General features: G+C 67.2%; 17 protein-coding genes. 10 read left to right on the top strand and 7 right to left on the bottom strand.

Annotated features, from left to right (window positions below):
- Positions 1 to 15: 15 nt before the first annotated feature.
- Both BMZ69_RS25315 and BMZ69_RS25310 read right to left on the bottom strand, forming a co-directional pair.
- On the bottom strand, positions 16 to 2,379 hold the full coding sequence (locus tag BMZ69_RS25315) for a xanthine dehydrogenase family protein molybdopterin-binding subunit (protein WP_092162081.1): 2,364 nt from the start codon (positions 2,377 to 2,379) through the stop codon (positions 16 to 18).
- Positions 2,380 to 2,485: 106 nt separating this feature from the next.
- A complete protein-coding gene (locus tag BMZ69_RS25310; protein WP_092162079.1) occupies positions 2,486 to 2,998 on the bottom strand; it encodes a (2Fe-2S)-binding protein in 513 nt (170 codons plus the stop codon).
- Between the two features lie 336 nt (positions 2,999 to 3,334).
- Here BMZ69_RS25310 and BMZ69_RS25305 point away from each other — a divergent pair, with 336 nt between their 5' ends.
- Entirely contained in the window at positions 3,335 to 4,678 is a 1,344-nt protein-coding gene (locus BMZ69_RS25305) for a methyl-accepting chemotaxis protein (protein WP_175506965.1), read from the top strand.
- 156 nt (positions 4,679 to 4,834) lie between these two features.
- Here the strand turns inward: BMZ69_RS25305 and BMZ69_RS25300 are convergent, their stop codons facing one another.
- Positions 4,835 to 5,287, bottom strand: a complete 453-nt coding sequence (locus BMZ69_RS25300) for an SRPBCC family protein (protein ID WP_092162075.1) — start codon at positions 5,285 to 5,287, stop codon at positions 4,835 to 4,837.
- 168 nt (positions 5,288 to 5,455) lie between these two features.
- On the opposite strand from BMZ69_RS25300, the gene pcaB reads away from it, so the two are divergent.
- Positions 5,456 to 6,826 (top strand): 3-carboxy-cis,cis-muconate cycloisomerase, encoded by a 1,371-nt coding sequence (pcaB, locus tag BMZ69_RS25295; RefSeq protein WP_092162073.1) that lies wholly within the window; start codon positions 5,456 to 5,458, stop codon positions 6,824 to 6,826.
- A gap of 127 nt (positions 6,827 to 6,953) precedes the next feature.
- Here pcaB and BMZ69_RS25290 read toward each other — a convergent pair whose 3' ends face one another.
- Together BMZ69_RS25290 and BMZ69_RS25285 are read right to left on the bottom strand one after the other, a co-directional pair.
- Positions 6,954 to 7,469, bottom strand: a complete 516-nt coding sequence (locus BMZ69_RS25290; RefSeq protein WP_244543536.1) for a flavin reductase family protein — start codon at positions 7,467 to 7,469, stop codon at positions 6,954 to 6,956.
- Between the two features lie 133 nt (positions 7,470 to 7,602).
- Positions 7,603 to 8,289 carry a GntR family transcriptional regulator gene (locus tag BMZ69_RS25285; protein WP_092162072.1) on the bottom strand — a complete coding sequence of 229 codons (687 nt, stop codon included), beginning with the start codon at positions 8,287 to 8,289 and terminating at the stop codon, positions 7,603 to 7,605.
- Positions 8,290 to 8,407: 118 nt separating this feature from the next.
- On the opposite strand from BMZ69_RS25285, the gene BMZ69_RS25280 reads away from it, so the two are divergent.
- From BMZ69_RS25280 to BMZ69_RS25265, 4 genes are all read left to right on the top strand, one after another.
- Positions 8,408 to 8,734, top strand: a complete 327-nt coding sequence (locus tag BMZ69_RS25280; RefSeq protein ID WP_092162070.1) for a cupin domain-containing protein — start codon at positions 8,408 to 8,410, stop codon at positions 8,732 to 8,734.
- The gene (locus BMZ69_RS25275; protein WP_092162068.1) at positions 8,731 to 9,963 is read left to right on the top strand and encodes an FAD-binding oxidoreductase; all 1,233 of its coding nucleotides are present in this window, start codon (positions 8,731 to 8,733) and stop codon (positions 9,961 to 9,963) included. Before BMZ69_RS25280 ends, BMZ69_RS25275 begins: the two co-directional genes overlap by 4 nt.
- A gap of 48 nt (positions 9,964 to 10,011) precedes the next feature.
- Entirely contained in the window at positions 10,012 to 10,422 is a 411-nt protein-coding gene (locus tag BMZ69_RS25270; protein WP_092162066.1) for a DUF3574 domain-containing protein, read from the top strand.
- Between the two features lie 130 nt (positions 10,423 to 10,552).
- Complete coding sequence (locus tag BMZ69_RS25265) at positions 10,553 to 11,425, top strand: bile acid:sodium symporter family protein (protein WP_092162064.1); 873 nt, start codon at positions 10,553 to 10,555, stop codon at positions 11,423 to 11,425.
- Between the two features lie 3 nt (positions 11,426 to 11,428).
- Here BMZ69_RS25265 and BMZ69_RS25260 read toward each other — a convergent pair whose 3' ends face one another.
- Positions 11,429 to 12,676: an NAD(P)/FAD-dependent oxidoreductase gene (locus BMZ69_RS25260; protein WP_092162062.1), complete on the bottom strand. Its 1,248-nt coding sequence runs from the start codon at positions 12,674 to 12,676 to the stop codon at positions 11,429 to 11,431.
- A 325-nt stretch (positions 12,677 to 13,001) separates the two neighbouring features.
- Here BMZ69_RS25260 and BMZ69_RS25255 point away from each other — a divergent pair, with 325 nt between their 5' ends.
- The 4 genes from BMZ69_RS25255 to rpe all read left to right on the top strand — a co-directional run bounded on the left by BMZ69_RS25255 (position 13,002) and on the right by rpe (position 16,415).
- Positions 13,002 to 14,000 (top strand): hypothetical protein, encoded by a 999-nt coding sequence (locus BMZ69_RS25255; protein WP_092162060.1) that lies wholly within the window; start codon positions 13,002 to 13,004, stop codon positions 13,998 to 14,000.
- Positions 14,001 to 14,067: 67 nt separating this feature from the next.
- Positions 14,068 to 14,739, top strand: a complete 672-nt coding sequence (locus BMZ69_RS25250) for a glutathione S-transferase family protein (protein ID WP_092162058.1) — start codon at positions 14,068 to 14,070, stop codon at positions 14,737 to 14,739.
- A 119-nt stretch (positions 14,740 to 14,858) separates the two neighbouring features.
- Positions 14,859 to 15,536, top strand: a complete 678-nt coding sequence (locus BMZ69_RS25245; protein WP_244543535.1) for a glutathione S-transferase family protein — start codon at positions 14,859 to 14,861, stop codon at positions 15,534 to 15,536.
- Positions 15,537 to 15,734: 198 nt separating this feature from the next.
- Positions 15,735 to 16,415, top strand: a complete 681-nt coding sequence (rpe, locus tag BMZ69_RS25240) for a ribulose-phosphate 3-epimerase (protein WP_092162056.1) — start codon at positions 15,735 to 15,737, stop codon at positions 16,413 to 16,415.
- Positions 16,416 to 16,542: 127 nt separating this feature from the next.
- Here rpe and BMZ69_RS25235 read toward each other — a convergent pair whose 3' ends face one another.
- Positions 16,543 to 16,893 carry a DUF1428 domain-containing protein gene (locus tag BMZ69_RS25235; protein WP_092162054.1) on the bottom strand — a complete coding sequence of 117 codons (351 nt, stop codon included), beginning with the start codon at positions 16,891 to 16,893 and terminating at the stop codon, positions 16,543 to 16,545.
- Between the last annotated feature and the right edge of the window lie 6 nt (positions 16,894 to 16,899).

Here is a 16,899-nt window from a genome sequence, read left to right as displayed (position 1 = left end):
TCTCGTCCTTTCAGATCACTCGGCAGCCATGCGGCTGAGCGTTTTCTGCGCGGCGCGCCAGACGGCCTGCGGCGTCGCCGGCATGGCGATGTCCTCATGGCCGAGCGCGTCGGTGATGGCGTTGATGACGGCGGGCGGCGAGGCGATGGCGCCGGCCTCGCCGCAGCCCTTGATCCCCAGCGGGTTCGACGGGCAGGGCGTCACCGTCATGCCGACCTCGAAGGACGGCAGATCGTCGGCGCGCGGCATGCAGTAGTCCATGAAGCTCGCCGTCACCAGCTGGCCGTCGGCATTGTAGCGGGCGCCTTCGAGCAGCGCCTGGCCGACACCCTGGGCGATGCCGCCATGGACCTGACCCTCGACGATCATCGGGTTGATGACATTGCCGAAATCGTCGACCGCGGCCCAGCGCTCGATCCGGGTCACGCCGGTGTCGGGATCGATCTCGAGCTCGCAGATATGGACGCCGGCCGGGAAGGTGAAGTTGGTCGGGTCGTAGAATGCCCCCTCCTTCAGCCCCGGCTCGAGGTCCTGGCCGTTGAACTTGTGCGCGACATAGGCCTGCAGCGCGCAGGAGCCGAAATCGAGCTTGCGGTCGGTGCCCTTGACGGTGAAGTTGCCGTCCTTGAAGTCGATATCGGCCTCGTCGGCCTCCAGCACATAGGCCGCGACCTTCTTGCCCTTGGCGATCACCTTGTCGATCGCCTTGAAGATCGCCGACATGCCGACCGCGCCAGAGCGCGAGCCATAGGTGCCCATGCCCATCTGCACTTTGTCGGTGTCGCCATGGACGATCGAGACGTTCTCCAGGGGCACCCCGAGCCGGTCGGAGACGAGCTGGGCGAAGGTGGTCTCGTGGCCCTGGCCGTGGCTGTGCGAGCCGGTCAGCACCTCGACCGTGCCGATCGGGTTGACCCGAACCTCGGCCGATTCCCAGAGGCCCACGCCTGCGCCGAGCGAGCCGACCGCGGCGGAGGGCGCGATGCCGCAGGCCTCGATATAAGCGGAGAAGCCGATGCCGCGCAGCTTGCCGCTGCGGGCCGAATCGCGGCGGCGCTTCGGAAAGCCCTTGTAGTCGATGATCTCCATCGCCTTCTTCAGCGAGGCCCCGTAATTGCCGGTGTCGTACATCATGATCACCGGCGTCTGGTGCGGGAACTTCTTGATGAAGTTCTGCGTGCGGAACTTGGCCGGGTCCTTGCCGAGCTGGCGCGCTGCGACCTCGACCAGCCGCTCGACCACGAAGGTCGCCTCCGGCCGCCCTGCCCCGCGATAGGCATCGACCGGGGCGGTGTTGGTGTAGACCGCATCGACCTCGCAATAGATCGCCGGGATGTCGTACTGGCCGGACAGTAGCGGCGCGTAGAGATAGGTCGGCACCGAGGACGAGAAGGTCGAGAGATAGGCGCCGAGATTGGCGGTGGTGTGCACCCGCATCGCCAGCATCTTGCCGTCTGCGTCCATGGCGAGCTCGGCATGGGTGACATGGTCGCGGCCATGGGCGTCGGAGAGGAAGGCCTCTGTGCGGTCAGAGGTCCATTTCACCGGGCGGCCGACCTTCTTCGCCGCCCAGACGCAGACCGTCTCCTCGGCATAGATGAAGATCTTCGAGCCGAAGCCGCCGCCGACATCCGGCGCGATCACGCGCAGCTTGTTCTCGGGCGCGATGCCGATGAAGGCCGAGAGCACGAGGCGCGCCACATGCGGGTTCTGGCTGGTGGTGTAGAGCGTGAAGGCGCCCTCGCCCTGGTCGTAATCGCCGACCGCGCCGCGCGGCTCCATCGGGTTCGGCACCAGCCGGTTGTTGACGATGTCGAGCTTGGTGACGTGCTTGGCCGCCTTGAAGGCCGCGTCGGTCGCAGCCCTATCGCCGAGATGCCAGTTGAACACCGTGTTGTCCGGAGCCTCGGCATGAACTTGCGTCTTCGCCTTGGCCGCGGTTGCGGTATCGACCACTGCCGGCAGCACGCCATAGTCGACGACGATCGCCTCGGCCGCGTCACGCGCCTGCGCCAGCGTCTCGGCCACCACCACCGCGACATGGTCGCCGACATAGCGGACCTTGCCCTGCGCCAGCGCCGGATGCGGGCCTGCCCTCATCGGCGAGCCGTCCTTGTTGTGGATCATCCAGCCGCAGATCAGCCCGCCGACCTTGTCGGCGGCGAGATCGTCGCCGGTGAAGATCCCCAGCACGCCCGGCATCGCCGCCGCGGCCATGGTATCGATCTTTTTCAGCGTGGCGTGCGCATGCGGCGAACGCAGGAAATAGGCGTGGGCCTGGCCCGGCCGGTTGATGTCGTCGGTATAGCGGCCCTGGCCGGTGATGAAGCGGTGGTCTTCCTTGCGGCGGACGGGAGCGCCGATTCCGGTGGCGGACATGGATTCCTCCTGGCGTGACGCCTCTTATTGGGCGCTATCAGCATGTTTCGGGGATCACATCGGAAGACGGCTGCCGGCTTCGGCCGGAGGCAGCCGCGGCAATCAGCTATTCGGCGGCCCGACGCGGCGCTTCGCGGTCCCTGGCGGAGCCACCCGCCATCGCCTGCGCGCCGGCGGCGACCGCCTTGACGATGTTGTGGTAGCCGGTGCAGCGGCAGATATTGCCGTCGAGGTCCTCGCGGATCGTCTTCTCGTCGAGGCTGTTGCCGCGCCGGTTCACGATGTCGACCGCCGACATGATCATGCCCGGCGTGCAGAAGCCGCATTGCAGGCCGTGATGCTCGCGGAAGGCTTCCTGCATCGGGTGCAGCGCCCCGCCATTGGCCAGCCCCTCGATCGTCGTCACCTGGGCGCCCTCGCAGGACAGCGCCAGCGTGGTGCAGGCCTTCACCGCCTTGCCGTCGAGATGGACGACGCAGGCGCCGCACTGGCTGGTGTCGCAGCCGACATGCGTCCCGGTCAGTCTCAGATTTTCGCGCAGGAACTGCACCAGGAGGGTGCGCGGATCGACAGTTGCGGTGACGGCCTTGCCGTTCACCGTCATGGACAGATTGGCCATGGGGCACTCCTCCGAAAGCCTGTTTTCTGCACGGCCCACGACATCGCGAAGGCCGCACGACCCATGCGCCGGCCCGTCACGAGCCAGCGGAGAATTTCCTTGGAACAACTTCAAAAAACAATGTGGACCCGGGATTTTCCGCGGTCAAGCGGGAGGCCATGCTGCAACCGGCCTCGTTTGGCGCCGTTTTCCCATGGTTTTGAACACCGGCACTGCGCGGCGATGCTCCGCAACTCGCAACCGGCGAGCGAACCCTTTGCGGAATCTTAACCACACATCTGCAGCATCGCTGGTCGGAATGACGATCTCCGATCGTCCCGCTCATGGATGGCGCGGTTGGCCTCGATCCTCGAACACGTCCAGCGTCGCCTCACGGCGATCGGCTATGACGAGCGTCAGCGCAAGCGCCTGCGCCGCTATCGCGCCATCGTCGAACGCGTCATCGTCGAGGTGGTCGAGCAGGATTTCGCCCGCGCCTTCGCTATCCACCCGCTGCTGAAGCCGGCCGTCGAGCCGGTCGCGGCCGAGCTCTATGCCGCCGAGGCCGATCATTTCCGCCTGCTCTTCGACGGTGATTTCGACCAGCGCTATTGCGATTCGCTGGAACGACTCACCGGGCTCGAACGGCACGGCCAGGTCGGTGCCCGCGCCCGCGCCTCGATCGCCTTCACGCTGTTCCGGATCTTCCTGGAGGAGAGCCGCACGCGGCTGGTTCTCTCGCGGCGCGACATCCCGCATGATCTCTTCATCATCGAGCGGGTCCTGACCTATGACGTCAACACCGCCATGTCGCTCGACCGCGAGTTTGAGGCGGCCGAGGCCCGCCGCCGCGGCGTCGCGCTCGACGAGGTCGCGGCGACGCTGACCTCGCGGATCGGCCAGCTCGACGGCGCGATCAGCAAGGCGGTCGATCTCTTCGTCGACACCGCCGGCGAGACCTCGGCGGCCAGCAGCTTCATCAAGGACCAGGTCGGCTCGGTCGCGCAGACCTCGCTGCTGGTGCGCGAGAAGGCGATGCAGACTGCGGCAGCGACCGAGGAGATGTCGGCGAACATCGCCGAGATCGGCCAGCGCGCCCGCCAGAGCCTGGAGATCGCCAACCGCGCCGTCGCCGATGCGCAGGCGATGGACGAAGCGATCGCCCGATTGCGCCATGTCACGAGCAGCATCGGCACCGTGGTCGGCATGATCGCCGACATCGCGGCCCAGACCAATCTGCTCGCCCTCAACGCCACCATCGAGGCGGCCCGCGCCGGCGAGTCCGGCCGTGGCTTCGCCGTGGTCGCCGCCGAGGTGAAGTCGCTGGCGACGCAGACCGCCTCGGCGACACAGGAGATCGCGACACAGATCGCCGAGCTCTCGGCCAGCGCCGAGGCCTGCGGCGTCCGCGCGACCTCGATCGGCGCGACGATCGGCGAGATCAAGGCGGATTCGGAGGCGATCTCGGATGCGGTCGCCCAGCAGAGCAGCGTCACCGGCGGCATCGCCCGGCACGCCGCCGAGGTCGCGCAAGGTTCGGACGAGGCGATCGGCAGCGCGACACGCGTCAACGACAGCCTCGGCAAGACCGAGAAGGCGCTGGAGCGCGCCAATGCGGCGGCGGCCGACATCGCGCTGCAGGTCGGCGCGGCGGAAGCGACCGTCAGCGAGGCGCTCGCGGCGCTGCGCAAGGCGTCGTGAGCTCCTAACGCATGCCTCTTAATGCCCTCATCCTGAGGAGCGGGCGAAGCCCGCGTTTCGAAGGATGCTCCAGCTATCTCGAGCCTCCTGGACCATCCTTCGAGACGCCGCTGCGCGGCTCCTCAGGATGAGGGCCGAGAGGTTCGAGAGAGCCCTTCAACCTTCGCTCACCGCTTTGGCGAAATTGGCGAAGAACTCGTCGGCCAGCTTCTTCGAGACCGAATCGATCAGGCGCGAGCCGAGCTGCATCAGCTTGCCGCCCACCTGCGCCTCGACCTCGTAGCGCAACAGGGTCTGCCCGCCCTCGGCATCCTCCAGCATGACCCTGGCGCCGCCCTTGGCGAAGCCGGCGATGCCGCCCTCGCCTTCGCCGACGATGCGATAGCCGTTCGGCGGATCGAGGTCCTGCAATTCGACCTTGCCCTTGAACGTCGCCTTCACCGGGCCGAGCTTGACCTTCACCACCGCCGAGAAATGCCTGTCGTCATCCTTGGTGAGCTGCTCGCAGCCGGGGATGCAGGCCTTCAGCACCTCGGCGTCGTTGAGCTTTGCCCAGACCACCTGCTTGGCTGCGGGCAGCGTCGCCTCGCCGGTCATCGTCATCGCCATGGGCTGAATTCCTCACCGTTTTCCGAGGCCACCGACATGTTGCAGCCCGGCCCGCCTCGGGTCTATCCAAGTTCCCCTAATCCATGACCGGAAAGCACCGGCGCGCACAAGAGGACGAAGCTGGGATGTGGCTTGCAACGACCGCTCCGCACCGAGGCGCGCCCGGACATGGCTGAGGGCAGCCTCTATGGCGAACTTTTCGCCGATCGCGAGATGGCGGCCGTCCTCGACGATCGCGCCGCGCTGCAGGGCATGCTCGATTTCGAGATGGCGCTCGCCCGCGCCGAGGCAGAGACCGGCGTCATCCCCGCCGCGGCAGCCGACATCATCGCCGCCCAGTGCAAGGCGGAACTCTACGACATCGCCGCGATCGGCAAGGCCGCGACGCTCGCCGGCAATCCCGCGATCCCGCTGGTCAAGGCGCTGACGGCACGCGTCGCAGCCGTTGATGCCGAGGCGGCGAAGTGGGTGCATTACGGCGCGACCAGCCAGGACGTGATCGATTCCGGCCAGGCCCAGCAATACCGCGCGGCGCAGGACCTGATCCTTGCTCGCTCCGCCCGCCTCGCTCATGCGCTGGCCGAGCTGGCCCGGGAGCACCGCCGTACGCCGATGATCGGCCGCACCTTCCTGCAGCATGCGGTGCCGATCTCCTTCGGGCTCAAGGCCGCCAACTGGCTTGCCCCGATCGTCTCCTTCCATGACGACTTCATGATCTGGGGAGAATCCGCCCATCAGCTCGGCGGCGCCGCCGGCAGCCTTGCCTCGCTCGGCGACAAGGCCGATGCGGTCTCGGAAGCCTTCGCCCGCATCATGCCCTCGATCGGCGCCATGCGCGTGCCCTGGCACAGCGAACGTCGGCGCCCGGCCCGGATCGCGACCGAGCTCGGCCTCCTGCTCGGCCATCTCGGCAAGATGGCCGGAGACGTCGCCCTGATGGCGCAGACCGAGATCGGCGAGCTGGCCGAGCCGGAAGCGCCGGGCAAGGGCGGCTCCTCGGCCATGCCGCACAAGCGCAACCCGGTGCTGTGCACGCTGATCCTGACGGCTGCGAAGCGCGCGCCGGGGCTGGTCGCAACCATGCTCGCGGCGATGCCGCAGGAGCACGAGCGCGCCATGGGCGGCTGGCATGCCGAATGGCCGACCTTGCGCGAGCTCTTCGTGATTGCCGGTGGGGCGCTGGACCATGCGGTCGCGCTGGCCGAAGGGCTCCAGGTCTTCCCGGAGCAGATGCAGTACAATCTCGACCTCACCAACGGACTGGTCATGGCCGAGCGGGTCTCGCTCGCTCTGGCGCAGACGATCGGGCGCGGCGAGGCGCATCACCTGCTCGAGGAGGCCAGCCGCGACTGCCTAGCCAGCGGCCGTCATCTCAAGGACGTCCTGGCCGACCACCGGAAGCTGGCCGGCAAGCTCGCCGGTGAGGAACTGGACGATCTGTTCGATCCGACGACCTATCGCGGCGCGACCGACGCGATCATCGACCGCATCCTCGTGCTCTACGAGGAGGAGCGGGAGTACATGAGCGGCAGCGGCTGAAGGAGATCGGGGCGCTCCCCGTCATTGCGAGGAGCGCAGCGACGAAGCAAACCAGGGAGCGTAGAGCTCGACGGCCCTGGATGGCTTCGCTGACGCTCGCAATGACGAACGGAGCCGAGACGCCCTTTCAGAACCCGCCGAAGCGGCGATGGCGATAAACCAGCCCCGGCCCGGAGCCACCGCCGCCGATTGCGACCACCTGGCCGATCAGGATGCGGTGCGTCGTGACCCGGTGGACGGCGGACACACGGCAGTCGAAGCTGGCGAGCGCGCTCGCCAGCACCGGCGCGCCAGTCGAGAGCTCGCCCCATTCACCGGCAGCGAAGCGCTCTTCGCCAGTCAGGCCGCGCTGCCCCGAGAACATGGCCGCGAGCTCATGGTCAGCTGCCGCCAGCGTGTTGATGCAGAAGATGCCGCTCTCTTCGATTGCCGAGAGTGTGCGGCTGGCCGCCTCGATGCAGACCAGCATGGTTGGAGGAGCAACCGAGACCGAGCTCACGGCCGTCGCCGTCAGCCCCGAGCGGCCGCCGGGCCCCAGGGTCGTCACGATATGGGTGGCGCTCGCCACCTGCGCCATCGCCTCGCGAAAGGCCTGCGCATTCGGGAGCACCGCGCGTAAGGCGGCATCGACCATGCTGTTCATCGCCCAACTCTGCGCGAGAATACTGCCTTTATCTAGGCACGCAGCGGTAAAAGGCGAGTTGCATCAATTGTCGAGATTATGGCCAATTCCGTCGCAGGGTTAAGATATATCAGCATGCCGACGCGATGCCCGGTCATTCCCGCTGCAGCGCCGCCAGCAGCCCCTCGCGCAGATGCTGCATCAGGGCATCGCTTGCCTGCGCGGCGGCGCCCGGCTCGCCCGCGACCAGCGCCTGCGCCAGGGCCACGTGGTGATGCGCTGCCGGCACCAGATCGACCTGCCGGTCGAAGAAGTACCAGGCGCGGCGGATCAGCGCCTGCAACGGTTCGACGGCCCGGCTGGCATAGGGACTGCGCGCCGCCGCTGCGACCAACGCGTCGAGCTCCTTGTCGAGGCGCATATAGGCATTGACGTCGTCGGCCTGCGCCGCCTCGTGCATGGCCCGGGCCTTGGCCAGGATGGCGCTGCGCTCGCCTGGCCCGGCGCGCTTCGCCGCCTCCATCGCGATCAGGCGTTCCAGGACTTCACGCGCGTCGAGCGCCGCCATCACGTCGATCGCATCGATCGCGGTGACCACGACGCCCTTGCGCGGCAGGATCTCGACCAGGCCCTGCTGCGCCAGCCGTATCAGCGCCTCGCGCACCGGCGTGCGGCCGACGCTGACGAGCTCGATCATCTGCGCCTCGGTTAGCACCGCGCCCGGCCGCAGCGACAGGGTCACGATCGCCTCCTCCAGGCGGCGATAGGCCAAATCGGCCAGGCTGGCGGAGGCGCGAGCGCCGACGGAATCCTCGCCAGAAACGCTGGCATCCTCGGTCATGGGTGGCACCCGTGATGCTTGACGCTTCGGATAGCCTTGATATATCAGAACTTTCGACACAACCGCAAGGCGGACAAGCCGGCTAATCGGCGGTTAACGATCCTCGCATGGAGGCGACATGGCGTTCACCTGCACGATCCCCGCCGTCGCCACGCTCCAGCAGGACGACGACGCCGTCCGGATCACGCGCTGGGATTTCGAACCCGGCGCGGTCACCGGCTGGCACAGCCATGGCTGGCCCTATTTCGTCATCATGCTGGTCGCCGGCACCTTGCGCGTCCATGATGGCGCCAAGGAGACCGACGTACCGCTGGCCCAGGGCCAGGCGTATATGCGCCAGGCCGGCATCCAGCACGACGTGATGAACGGCTCGCCCCACCCGATCGCCTTCGTCGAGATCGAGGTGAAGCAGCCGGCGGCCCTCAAGCTGCTGCCCACCCCATGAAGATCGCGATCATCGGCGCCGGTATCGTCGGCACGGCCACTGCCCACGCCCTGCTCGACGAGGGCCACGAGGTCCTGATCCTCGACAAGGAAGGGCCGGCTTTCGGCCCCTCGCGCGGCAATGCCGGCATCATCGCGCATACCGACGTGCTGCCGATCGCCAGTCCGAACATGCTGCGCAAGGTGCCGGGCTTCCTGCTCGATCCGCTCGGGCCGCTGGCGATCCGCCTCGGCTATCTCCCGCAATTGCTGCCCTGGCTGGCGCGCTTCCTGCTCGCGGCCCGGCCCGCCGCCTATGAGCGCTCGATCGCCGGCATGATCGCAATCCAGCAGCTCGCATTGCCGGCCTGGCTGGCGCGTGCCGAAAAGGCCGGCATCAGCAACCACATCCATCGCCGCGGTGCGCTCTACACCTATCGCGACCCTGGCGACAGCGCCGGCCTCGAAGCTCTGGCCAAGCGCCAGCGCGCCGCCGGCATCGCCGTCGACATGCTGCAGCCGCAGGAATTGCGCCAGCTCGAGCCGGCGCTGAAGGACCGCTTTGCCGGCGCCGCCTTCCACCCGGACTGCGCCCATATCAGCGACCCGCTCGCCCTCACCATGGCGCTGTTCGAGACGGCACTGGCGCGCGGCGCCACCTATGAGAAGGCCGAGGTCACCAACATCTCCATGGGCGAGCGCCCTGCTTTGGTCGGTCCCGATGGCTGGCAGCGCGTCGTCGATCGCGTCGTCGTCGCGGCCGGCGCCTGGTCCAAGCCGTTGGCGGCGGCGATGGGCGACAACATCCCCCTCGACACCGAGCGCGGCTACAATGTCAGCTTCCCCGGCGTGACCGGTCTGACCAGCCGCCCGATCGGCTTCAAGGACGACGGCTTCGTCATGACCCCGCTCGAGAGTGGTCTTCGCATCGGCGGCGCCGTCGAGTTCGGTGGCTTGCACGCAGCGCCCAACCACGCTCGCACCAAAGCGCTCTACGGCAAGGCCGCGACGATGGTGGAGGGTCTACCGGCCTTCGGCAGCGGCAAGCTCTGGATGGGATTCCGGCCGTCGCTGCCGGATTCCCTGCCCGTCATCGGCAAGGCCAGCCGAAATCCGAATGTCGTCTATGCTTTCGGCCATGGCCATTACGGCATGACCCAGTCGACCGCGACCGCCGGTCTCGTCGCCGCCCTGATCGCCGGCCGTTCGCCCGCGATCGACATCGGCCATTTCAGCCCGCAGCGTTTTTGAAGCAGCGATACCTACTGAATCGATCTCTCAGCCGGCAGGGGCAAAGCCATGATCCGACTCAGCTTTGCGCTTTTTCTCGCAAGCACCCTCTCAGGTTGCGCCGGCCTCGGGCCGCAGACCTGCGCGCCCGGCCAGCAGGCAATGCTGAGCGCCGAACTCCTCTTCGGTCGCAAGATTGGAGACCGTGTGGGCGTCAGCGAAGGCGCCTTCCGCCGCTTCGTCGACGAGGAGGTGACGCCGCGTTTCCCCGATGGCCTCACCGTCCTCGACGCCAGCGGGCAGTATCGCGACCGCGAGCGTGGCAGGCTGATCCGCGAGCCGAGCAAGCTCATGCTGATCGCGACCTCGGACGAGAGCGCGAATCGTGAGAAGCTCTCGATGATCGTCGAAGCCTACAAGCGCAGCTTCAGCCAGCAATCGGTCGGGCTGATCTTGAAGCCGGCCTGTGCTTGGTTCTGACGTTTGTTCGGCAAATCAAGGAAAATGGAAACCTTACCGCCAAAAGACTCCATGCGATCAGTGGCGTAGCCAAGGGTCCTCAACTAGCCTGACGCTGCGGCATAGAAAATGCCGGCCAAGGGGAACGCGCATGCAGGGCTCGATCCTGACCGATCTGCTGTTGCCGCTTGCCATCGGCATCGTCATGCTCGGACTTGGCCTCAGCCTGACGCTCGAGGATTTCCGCCGTGTCGCGCGCTATCCGCTCGCCGTCGGCTTCGGCCTCTTCCTGCAGGTGCTGCTGCTGCCGCTCGCCGCCTTCGCCATCGCGATCGGCCTGAAGCTGTCGCCGGATCACGCCGTCGGCCTGATGCTGCTCGCCGCCGCGCCCGGCGGCGCGACCGCCAACATCTACAGCCACCTCACTCGCGGCGACGTCGCGCTCAACATCACGCTGACGGCGGTCAACAGCCTGCTCTGCCTCTTGACCCTGCCGATCGTGCTCGACCTCTCGCTCGCCTATTTCCTCGGAGCCGACCAATATGTGCCGCCGCCGCACCGCAAGGTAATCGAGGTCGGGGCGATCATCCTGATCCCGGTCGCGCTCGGCATGCTGGTGCGGGCGCGGGCCGAGGGCTTCGCCATCCGCGCCGAGGGGCCGATCAAGCTCTTCTCGATCCTGGTCCTCGCCGTGCTGATCGCCGGCGCGATCTATATCGAGCGCAAGGCGCTGTTGCCGAGCCTGGTGGCGGTCGGCGGCGCCTGCCTCGCCTTCAACCTCGTCAGCATGCTCACCGGCTATCTCGCCCCGCTGGCGCTGCGTCTGCCGAAGGGCCAGGCGGTGGCCATCGCCATGGAGATCGGCATCCACAATGCCGCGCTCGCGATCTTCATCGCGCTCAACGTACTGCGCAATCCGGCCGCGGCGGTGGTGCCCGGCATCTACAGCCTGGTCATGTACGTGACCGCCTCGGCCTTCGCCGTCTGGCTGGTGCGGCGGAACGCGGCGCTGCGTCCCGCCTGAAATTCAGCCGAACCGCGCCGGCGCGAACGGCGTCGGGTCAACGAAGACCTTCTGGCCGCTGACCATCTCGGCGACCATGCGGCCGGTCACCGCCGCCAGCGTCAGCCCATGATGGGCGTGGCCGAAGGAAAACCACAGGTTCCTGTGCTTCGGCGCCGGCCCGATGATCGGCATCATGTCCGGCGTGCACGGCCGGTTGCCGAGCCAGGGCTCGGCGTCGAGCCGCTCGCCCAGCGGGAACAGGGTCTTGGCGATCGGCTCGGCGCGGGCGAGCTGCACCGGCGTCTTCGGCGCGCCGCGATTGGCGAATTCGGCACCGGTGGTGAGGCGCACGCCCTGGCGCATCGGCGCCAGGAAATAGCCGCGCTCGGTGTCCAGCACCGGATGATTCAGCACGGCGTTGCCGAGCGGCTTGTAGTGCATGTGATAGCCGCGCTTGACGGCGAGCGGCAGGCGATAGCCGAGCCGGTTGGTCAGCACGTCGGCCCAAGGGCCGAGCGCGACGATCGCATCCATGCCGAGCGCCTTGGTGCCGTCCGCGAGCGTAACGCTCCAGCGGTCGCCGTCCTGTGCGAGCGTCCCGGCATCGCCCTGGGCGAAGCGCCCACCGAGCTTTTCGAACAGGGCGAGATAGGCCTTGGACAGGCCGAGCGGATCGATCACCGTCACCGGATCGGTCCAGTGCAGGCCGCCGATCAGGCTCTGGTCGAGATGCGGCTCCTCGGCGCGCAGGTCGGCCGCGTCGAGCGCGCGGTGGTTCAGGCCGAAATCGCGCTTCCAGCGCGCCGCTTCCGCCAGCCTGGTCTCCTGCTCGACCGGCGTGCGGAAGACCTTCATCCAGCCCTTGCGGCGCAGCAGGTCGGTCGCGCCCGCTTCCTGTGCCAAAGCATCGTGCTCGGTCACGCAATGCTCGATCAGGGTCGCGTATTTATGGGCGATCGCCTCGTGCTGCGAGGCGCGCGAATGCATCCAGTACGACCACAGGAAGGGCGCGAGCTTGGGGATCGCGTTCCAGTGATAATGCGCATCGATGGTGTTGTTCATCGCATAGCGGATGAGCGCACCGAAATCATGCGGGAAGCCGTAGGGGTAGACGCCCTCGCGCTGGATCAGGCCGGCATTGCCATAACTGGTCTCACCGCCGGGCTGGCCGCGATCGACCAGCAGGACCGAGCGGCCCGCCTTCTGCAGATGCAGCGCCACCGAAATCCCGACGATGCCCGCCCCAACAACGATCGCGTCCGTACGCATCCGACAAGCCTCCGCCAGCCTTTCCCGCTAGCAAGAATAGCGCCGCCGCCGCGGCTGTCAGCCGTTTCGTCGAATATTGCGGATAACCCGGCAAAGTTTCGCAGCTTCCGTCTCCATTTCGGAGATGTCGCCTGCGCGGGCCGTCCATCCACGAATGCAGCGCAACTTTCTGCCTAGAGCCGGCCCTGATGTTGCGCGCCGCGCAACGCGAACTGCAAGACATCGCGCGAGCGGGCTCGCATGTCGTCGTCGCGTCGCGCGTCGCGATGACAGCGGGGCTACCCTGCACTCCCGCCAGATGACGCAGCCCTCCGGATCAGCCAGTGTGGCGCTCCGTTTTGCTGCTCCGGTTTCGATGCTCGCTGCCCTCGCCTCCGCCCTCGCTCTGCTCGGCCGCTACGGCACGCAGGGCTTCGCGCTCTCGATCTTCCTCGGCCTCGCCTTGCCGCAGTTCTCGGCTGCGGCGCGCCCGCTCCTGCCGATCACGATCTTCTGTTTCACCACCGTCGTGTTCATGCGCGCCGATCTCGGCGTCATCGCGGGGCTGGTGCGCCGACCGGCGAAGCTGATCGTGACCTGCCTCTGGCTGCTTTTCACACCCGCCCTGCTGATCGCCGCCGCTCTCGCTCTGCTTGGCCGCGAAGCGCTCGATCCCGGCCTGCTGCTCGGCATCGCCATCATGGGCGCGGCGCCGCCGATCATGTCCTCGCCCGCCGTCGCCATCCTTTATGGCTTCGAGCCCTCGCTGATCATTGCCGGCGTCATCGTCACCACGATCGCGAGCCCGCTGATCGCCCCCTTCCTGGTCGATTGGCTGGCGGGGGCTGCCGTGCCGCTCGACCGGTTGGCGCTGGCCTTGCGGCTCGTCATGTTCATCGGAGGCGGCATGGTCGTCGCCTTCGCGATCCGGCGCTGGCTCGGGGCGGAGCGCATCCGCGCGCTCAAGCCCAATCTCGATGGCTTCGGCGTGCTGATGTATTTCGTCTTCGCCATCGCGGCGATGGACGGCGTCACCAGGGCGGCGATGGAACGGCCGGGCCAGGTCGCGCTGTTCCTCGCCGTCGCCTTTCTGGTCTCCGCGGTCGGCCTCGCCAGCGCCTGGCTGGGCTTGCGCCGTTTCCCCGTCTCCGAGCGCTTCATGATCGGCTACGGCACCGGCCAGCGGAACATGGGCCTGCTGGTCGCCGCGCTCGGCGCCGGCGTGCCGCCGACCACCTATCTCTACTTCGCGCTGGCCCAGTTCCCGATCTATCTGCTGCCCTGGCTGCTACGCGGCGTCGCAGCGCGGATCAGGCGCAAGGAAGTCTCTGCTGACGTGAGCTGACGAGGCGGGCTCCCAGGCTGCCTGCAACCGGCCGCTTTGACGGCCTGGAGCAGGGGGAAGCACGCCGATGAAGCTCTATTCCGGACCACTCAGCCTGTTCGGCCGCAAGGTCGAGATCGCCCTCGCCGAAAAGGGACTGGCCTTCGAACGCGTCGTCGTGCCGTTCAACCAGATGGTCGGCTACAACCCGAAGCACCCCGAGGTGCTCGCCGCCAATCCGAAAGGCCAGGTACCGGTCCTGGTCGATGGCGAGCTGACCCTCTACGACTCCACCCTGATCCTCGAATATCTCGACGAAGCCTATCCGCAGCCGCCGCTCTATCCCGCCACGCCGGTCGAGCGGGCGCGCTGCCGCCAGCACGAGCTCTTCGCCGACGAAGTGCTGTTCGGGGCGCTGCGCCAGCTCTTCCATCGCAACGGCGAACGCCTGCCGCAGGCGGAGCTGGAGCAGGCGGAGGATAAGGCCAGGGCGGCCGAGGCCCTGCTGGCGCGCTACTTCACCGACATCGAAGCGGCACTCGGCCAGAAGCCCTATCTCTGCGGCGCCTTCTCCGCCGCGGACATCGGGATGTTCCTGATGGTCCACTATGTCCGCCGGCTGGGCGGGCCGTCATTTTCTGCCCTGCCGGCGCTCGCGGCCTGGCATGAGCGGGTCGGCGCGCGTCCCGTCTTCGCGACACAGCTGACCGAGATCGCCGATTGGGACCGCAAGCTCTCGCTGCCGCTCCAGCGCCTTTGACCCGGGCAGCGGTGGCGGAAGCGACTATGCTGGCGTCACCGTCTGGAAGAACTCCCTGCTGACGCGAGCTGACTGCAAGCTTTGCCAGAGTTCAGGCAAGCAAAACCGGAGTTCCTGTTATGATCACGCTCTATTCGGGGCCGCTCAGCCTGTTCTCGCGCAAGGTCGAGATCGCACTGCGCGAAAAAGGTCTCGCCTTCGAGCGCATCATGGTGCCGTTCAACCAGACGACCGGCTATGATCCCAAGCATCCTGAAGTCGTCGCCCTCAACCCCAAGCGGCAGGTCCCGGTGCTGAACGATGACGGGATCGTGCTCTACGACTCGACCGTCATCCTCGAATATCTCGAAGACGCTTATCCCGAGCCGCCGCTCCTTCCGCTCTGCCCCGGCGCCCGTGCCCGCTGCCGGCTCGACGAGCTCTATGCCGACGAGATCATGCTGCAGGCGCTGAAGCCGTTGATGCACCGCACCAGCCCGCCCTCGACCGACCAGACAAGGCGCTTCGCCCAGGAAGCCGACGCGCTGATCGCCGAGCAGGCGCTGGAGAAGCATTATGCCGTGCTGGAAGACCGGCTCGCCGGGCGCGAATTCTTCGGCGACGCGGTCTCGGTCGCCGATATCGCCCTGTTCATGAGCGTGCTGTTCTCACTGCGCCTCGGTGGCCCCTCGCTTGCGCCGTTCGATGGCCTGTCGCGCTGGTTCGAGCGGCTGAAGCTGCGCCCCGCCTTCACCCAGGCCGCCGTCGAGATCGCCGAGGCCGACCGGCGCCTGTCATTCCCGTTGAAGCGGGCTTGATATCGAAAGACATCGGAACTCTTTCGCTCCAGCAAAGGCGCGGTCGTCCCGGGCGACCGAAGGAAGACCCGGGACCCATTCCGGAAGCTCTTTCGGATAGGCTCCGGAATGGATCCCGGATCGGCGCCGCTGACGCGGCTTGTCCGGGATGACATCGGCATGGTTTCGCGATCCTGCGAAACAGGCTAAACGCCCGCCATGAGCACGATCCGCATCGCCCCTTCCATCCTCTCCGCCGACTTCGCCAAGCTCGGCGAGGAGGTCCGCGCCGTCGACGAGGCTGGCGCCGACTGGATCCATTGCGACGTGATGGACGGGCATTTCGTGCCCAACATCACCTTCGGCCCGGATGTGCTGAAGGCGATCCGGCCGCACACCAAGAAGTTCTTCGATGTCCATCTGATGATCGCGCCGGTAGATCCCTACATCGAGGCCTTCGCCAAGGCCGGCGCCGACCTGATCTCCTTCCATGTCGAGGCCGGCGCGCATCCACACCGGACGCTGCAGGCGATCAAGGCGCAGGGCAAGAAGGCCGGCATCGTGCTCAACCCCGGCACGCCGGCGAGCGCCGCCGAGCCGCTGATCGGCGATGTCGACCTGATCTTGCTGATGACGGTCAACCCCGGCTTCGGCGGCCAGAGCTTCATCCATTCGGTGGTCGAGAAGATCGCCCAGGTGCGGGCCCTGATCGGCGAGCGGCCGATCGCGCTTGAGATCGACGGCGGCGTCACGCCTGAGACGGCGCCGCTCTGCGTCAGGGCCGGCGCCGACACGCTGGTCGCCGGTTCGGCCGTGTTCAAGGGCGGGCCGTCGGCCTATGCCGGCAACATCGCTGCCATCCGCAAGGCGGCGGAGGCGGCGCGCGGCGACTGGGTCTAGCCCAGCCACAAACGTCATGCTCGGGCTTGACCCGAGCATCTCAGGCAGAAAGAGGCGCCGGCCAGCGCCTTCTCATCACGAGATTCTCGGGTCTGCGCTTCGCTCCGCCCGAGAATGACGGAGCAGTCTACAGATCGATGCCGGCGAAGCCGCCATAGATCAACCGCGCCCCGTCGAACGGCATCGGATTGGCGCCCGGCGCCATGCGCGGATCCTCCATCATCTTCTGCCAGGCGACATCGCGCGCCTCCTTGCTCGGCCACTCGACCCAGGCGAAGACCACGACCTCGTCATCCTTGGCCGCCACCGCCCGGTAGAAATCGGTCTGCTTGCCATGCGGGACGTCGTCGCCCCAGTTCTCGGCGACCCGCGTCGCACCGAACTCCTTGAAGATCGGCGCCATCTTGCGGGCATGTTCGGCATAGGCCTCGCGATTGGCGGCCGGCACGGCCGCGACGAAACCATCGACATAGGACATCGGTCT

The organism is Allobosea sp. CRIB-10 (assembly GCF_900112185.1).
In the GTDB taxonomy this organism is placed as follows: domain Bacteria; phylum Pseudomonadota; class Alphaproteobacteria; order Rhizobiales; family Beijerinckiaceae; genus Allobosea.
This window is presented reverse-complemented; position numbering and strand designations above follow the sequence as displayed.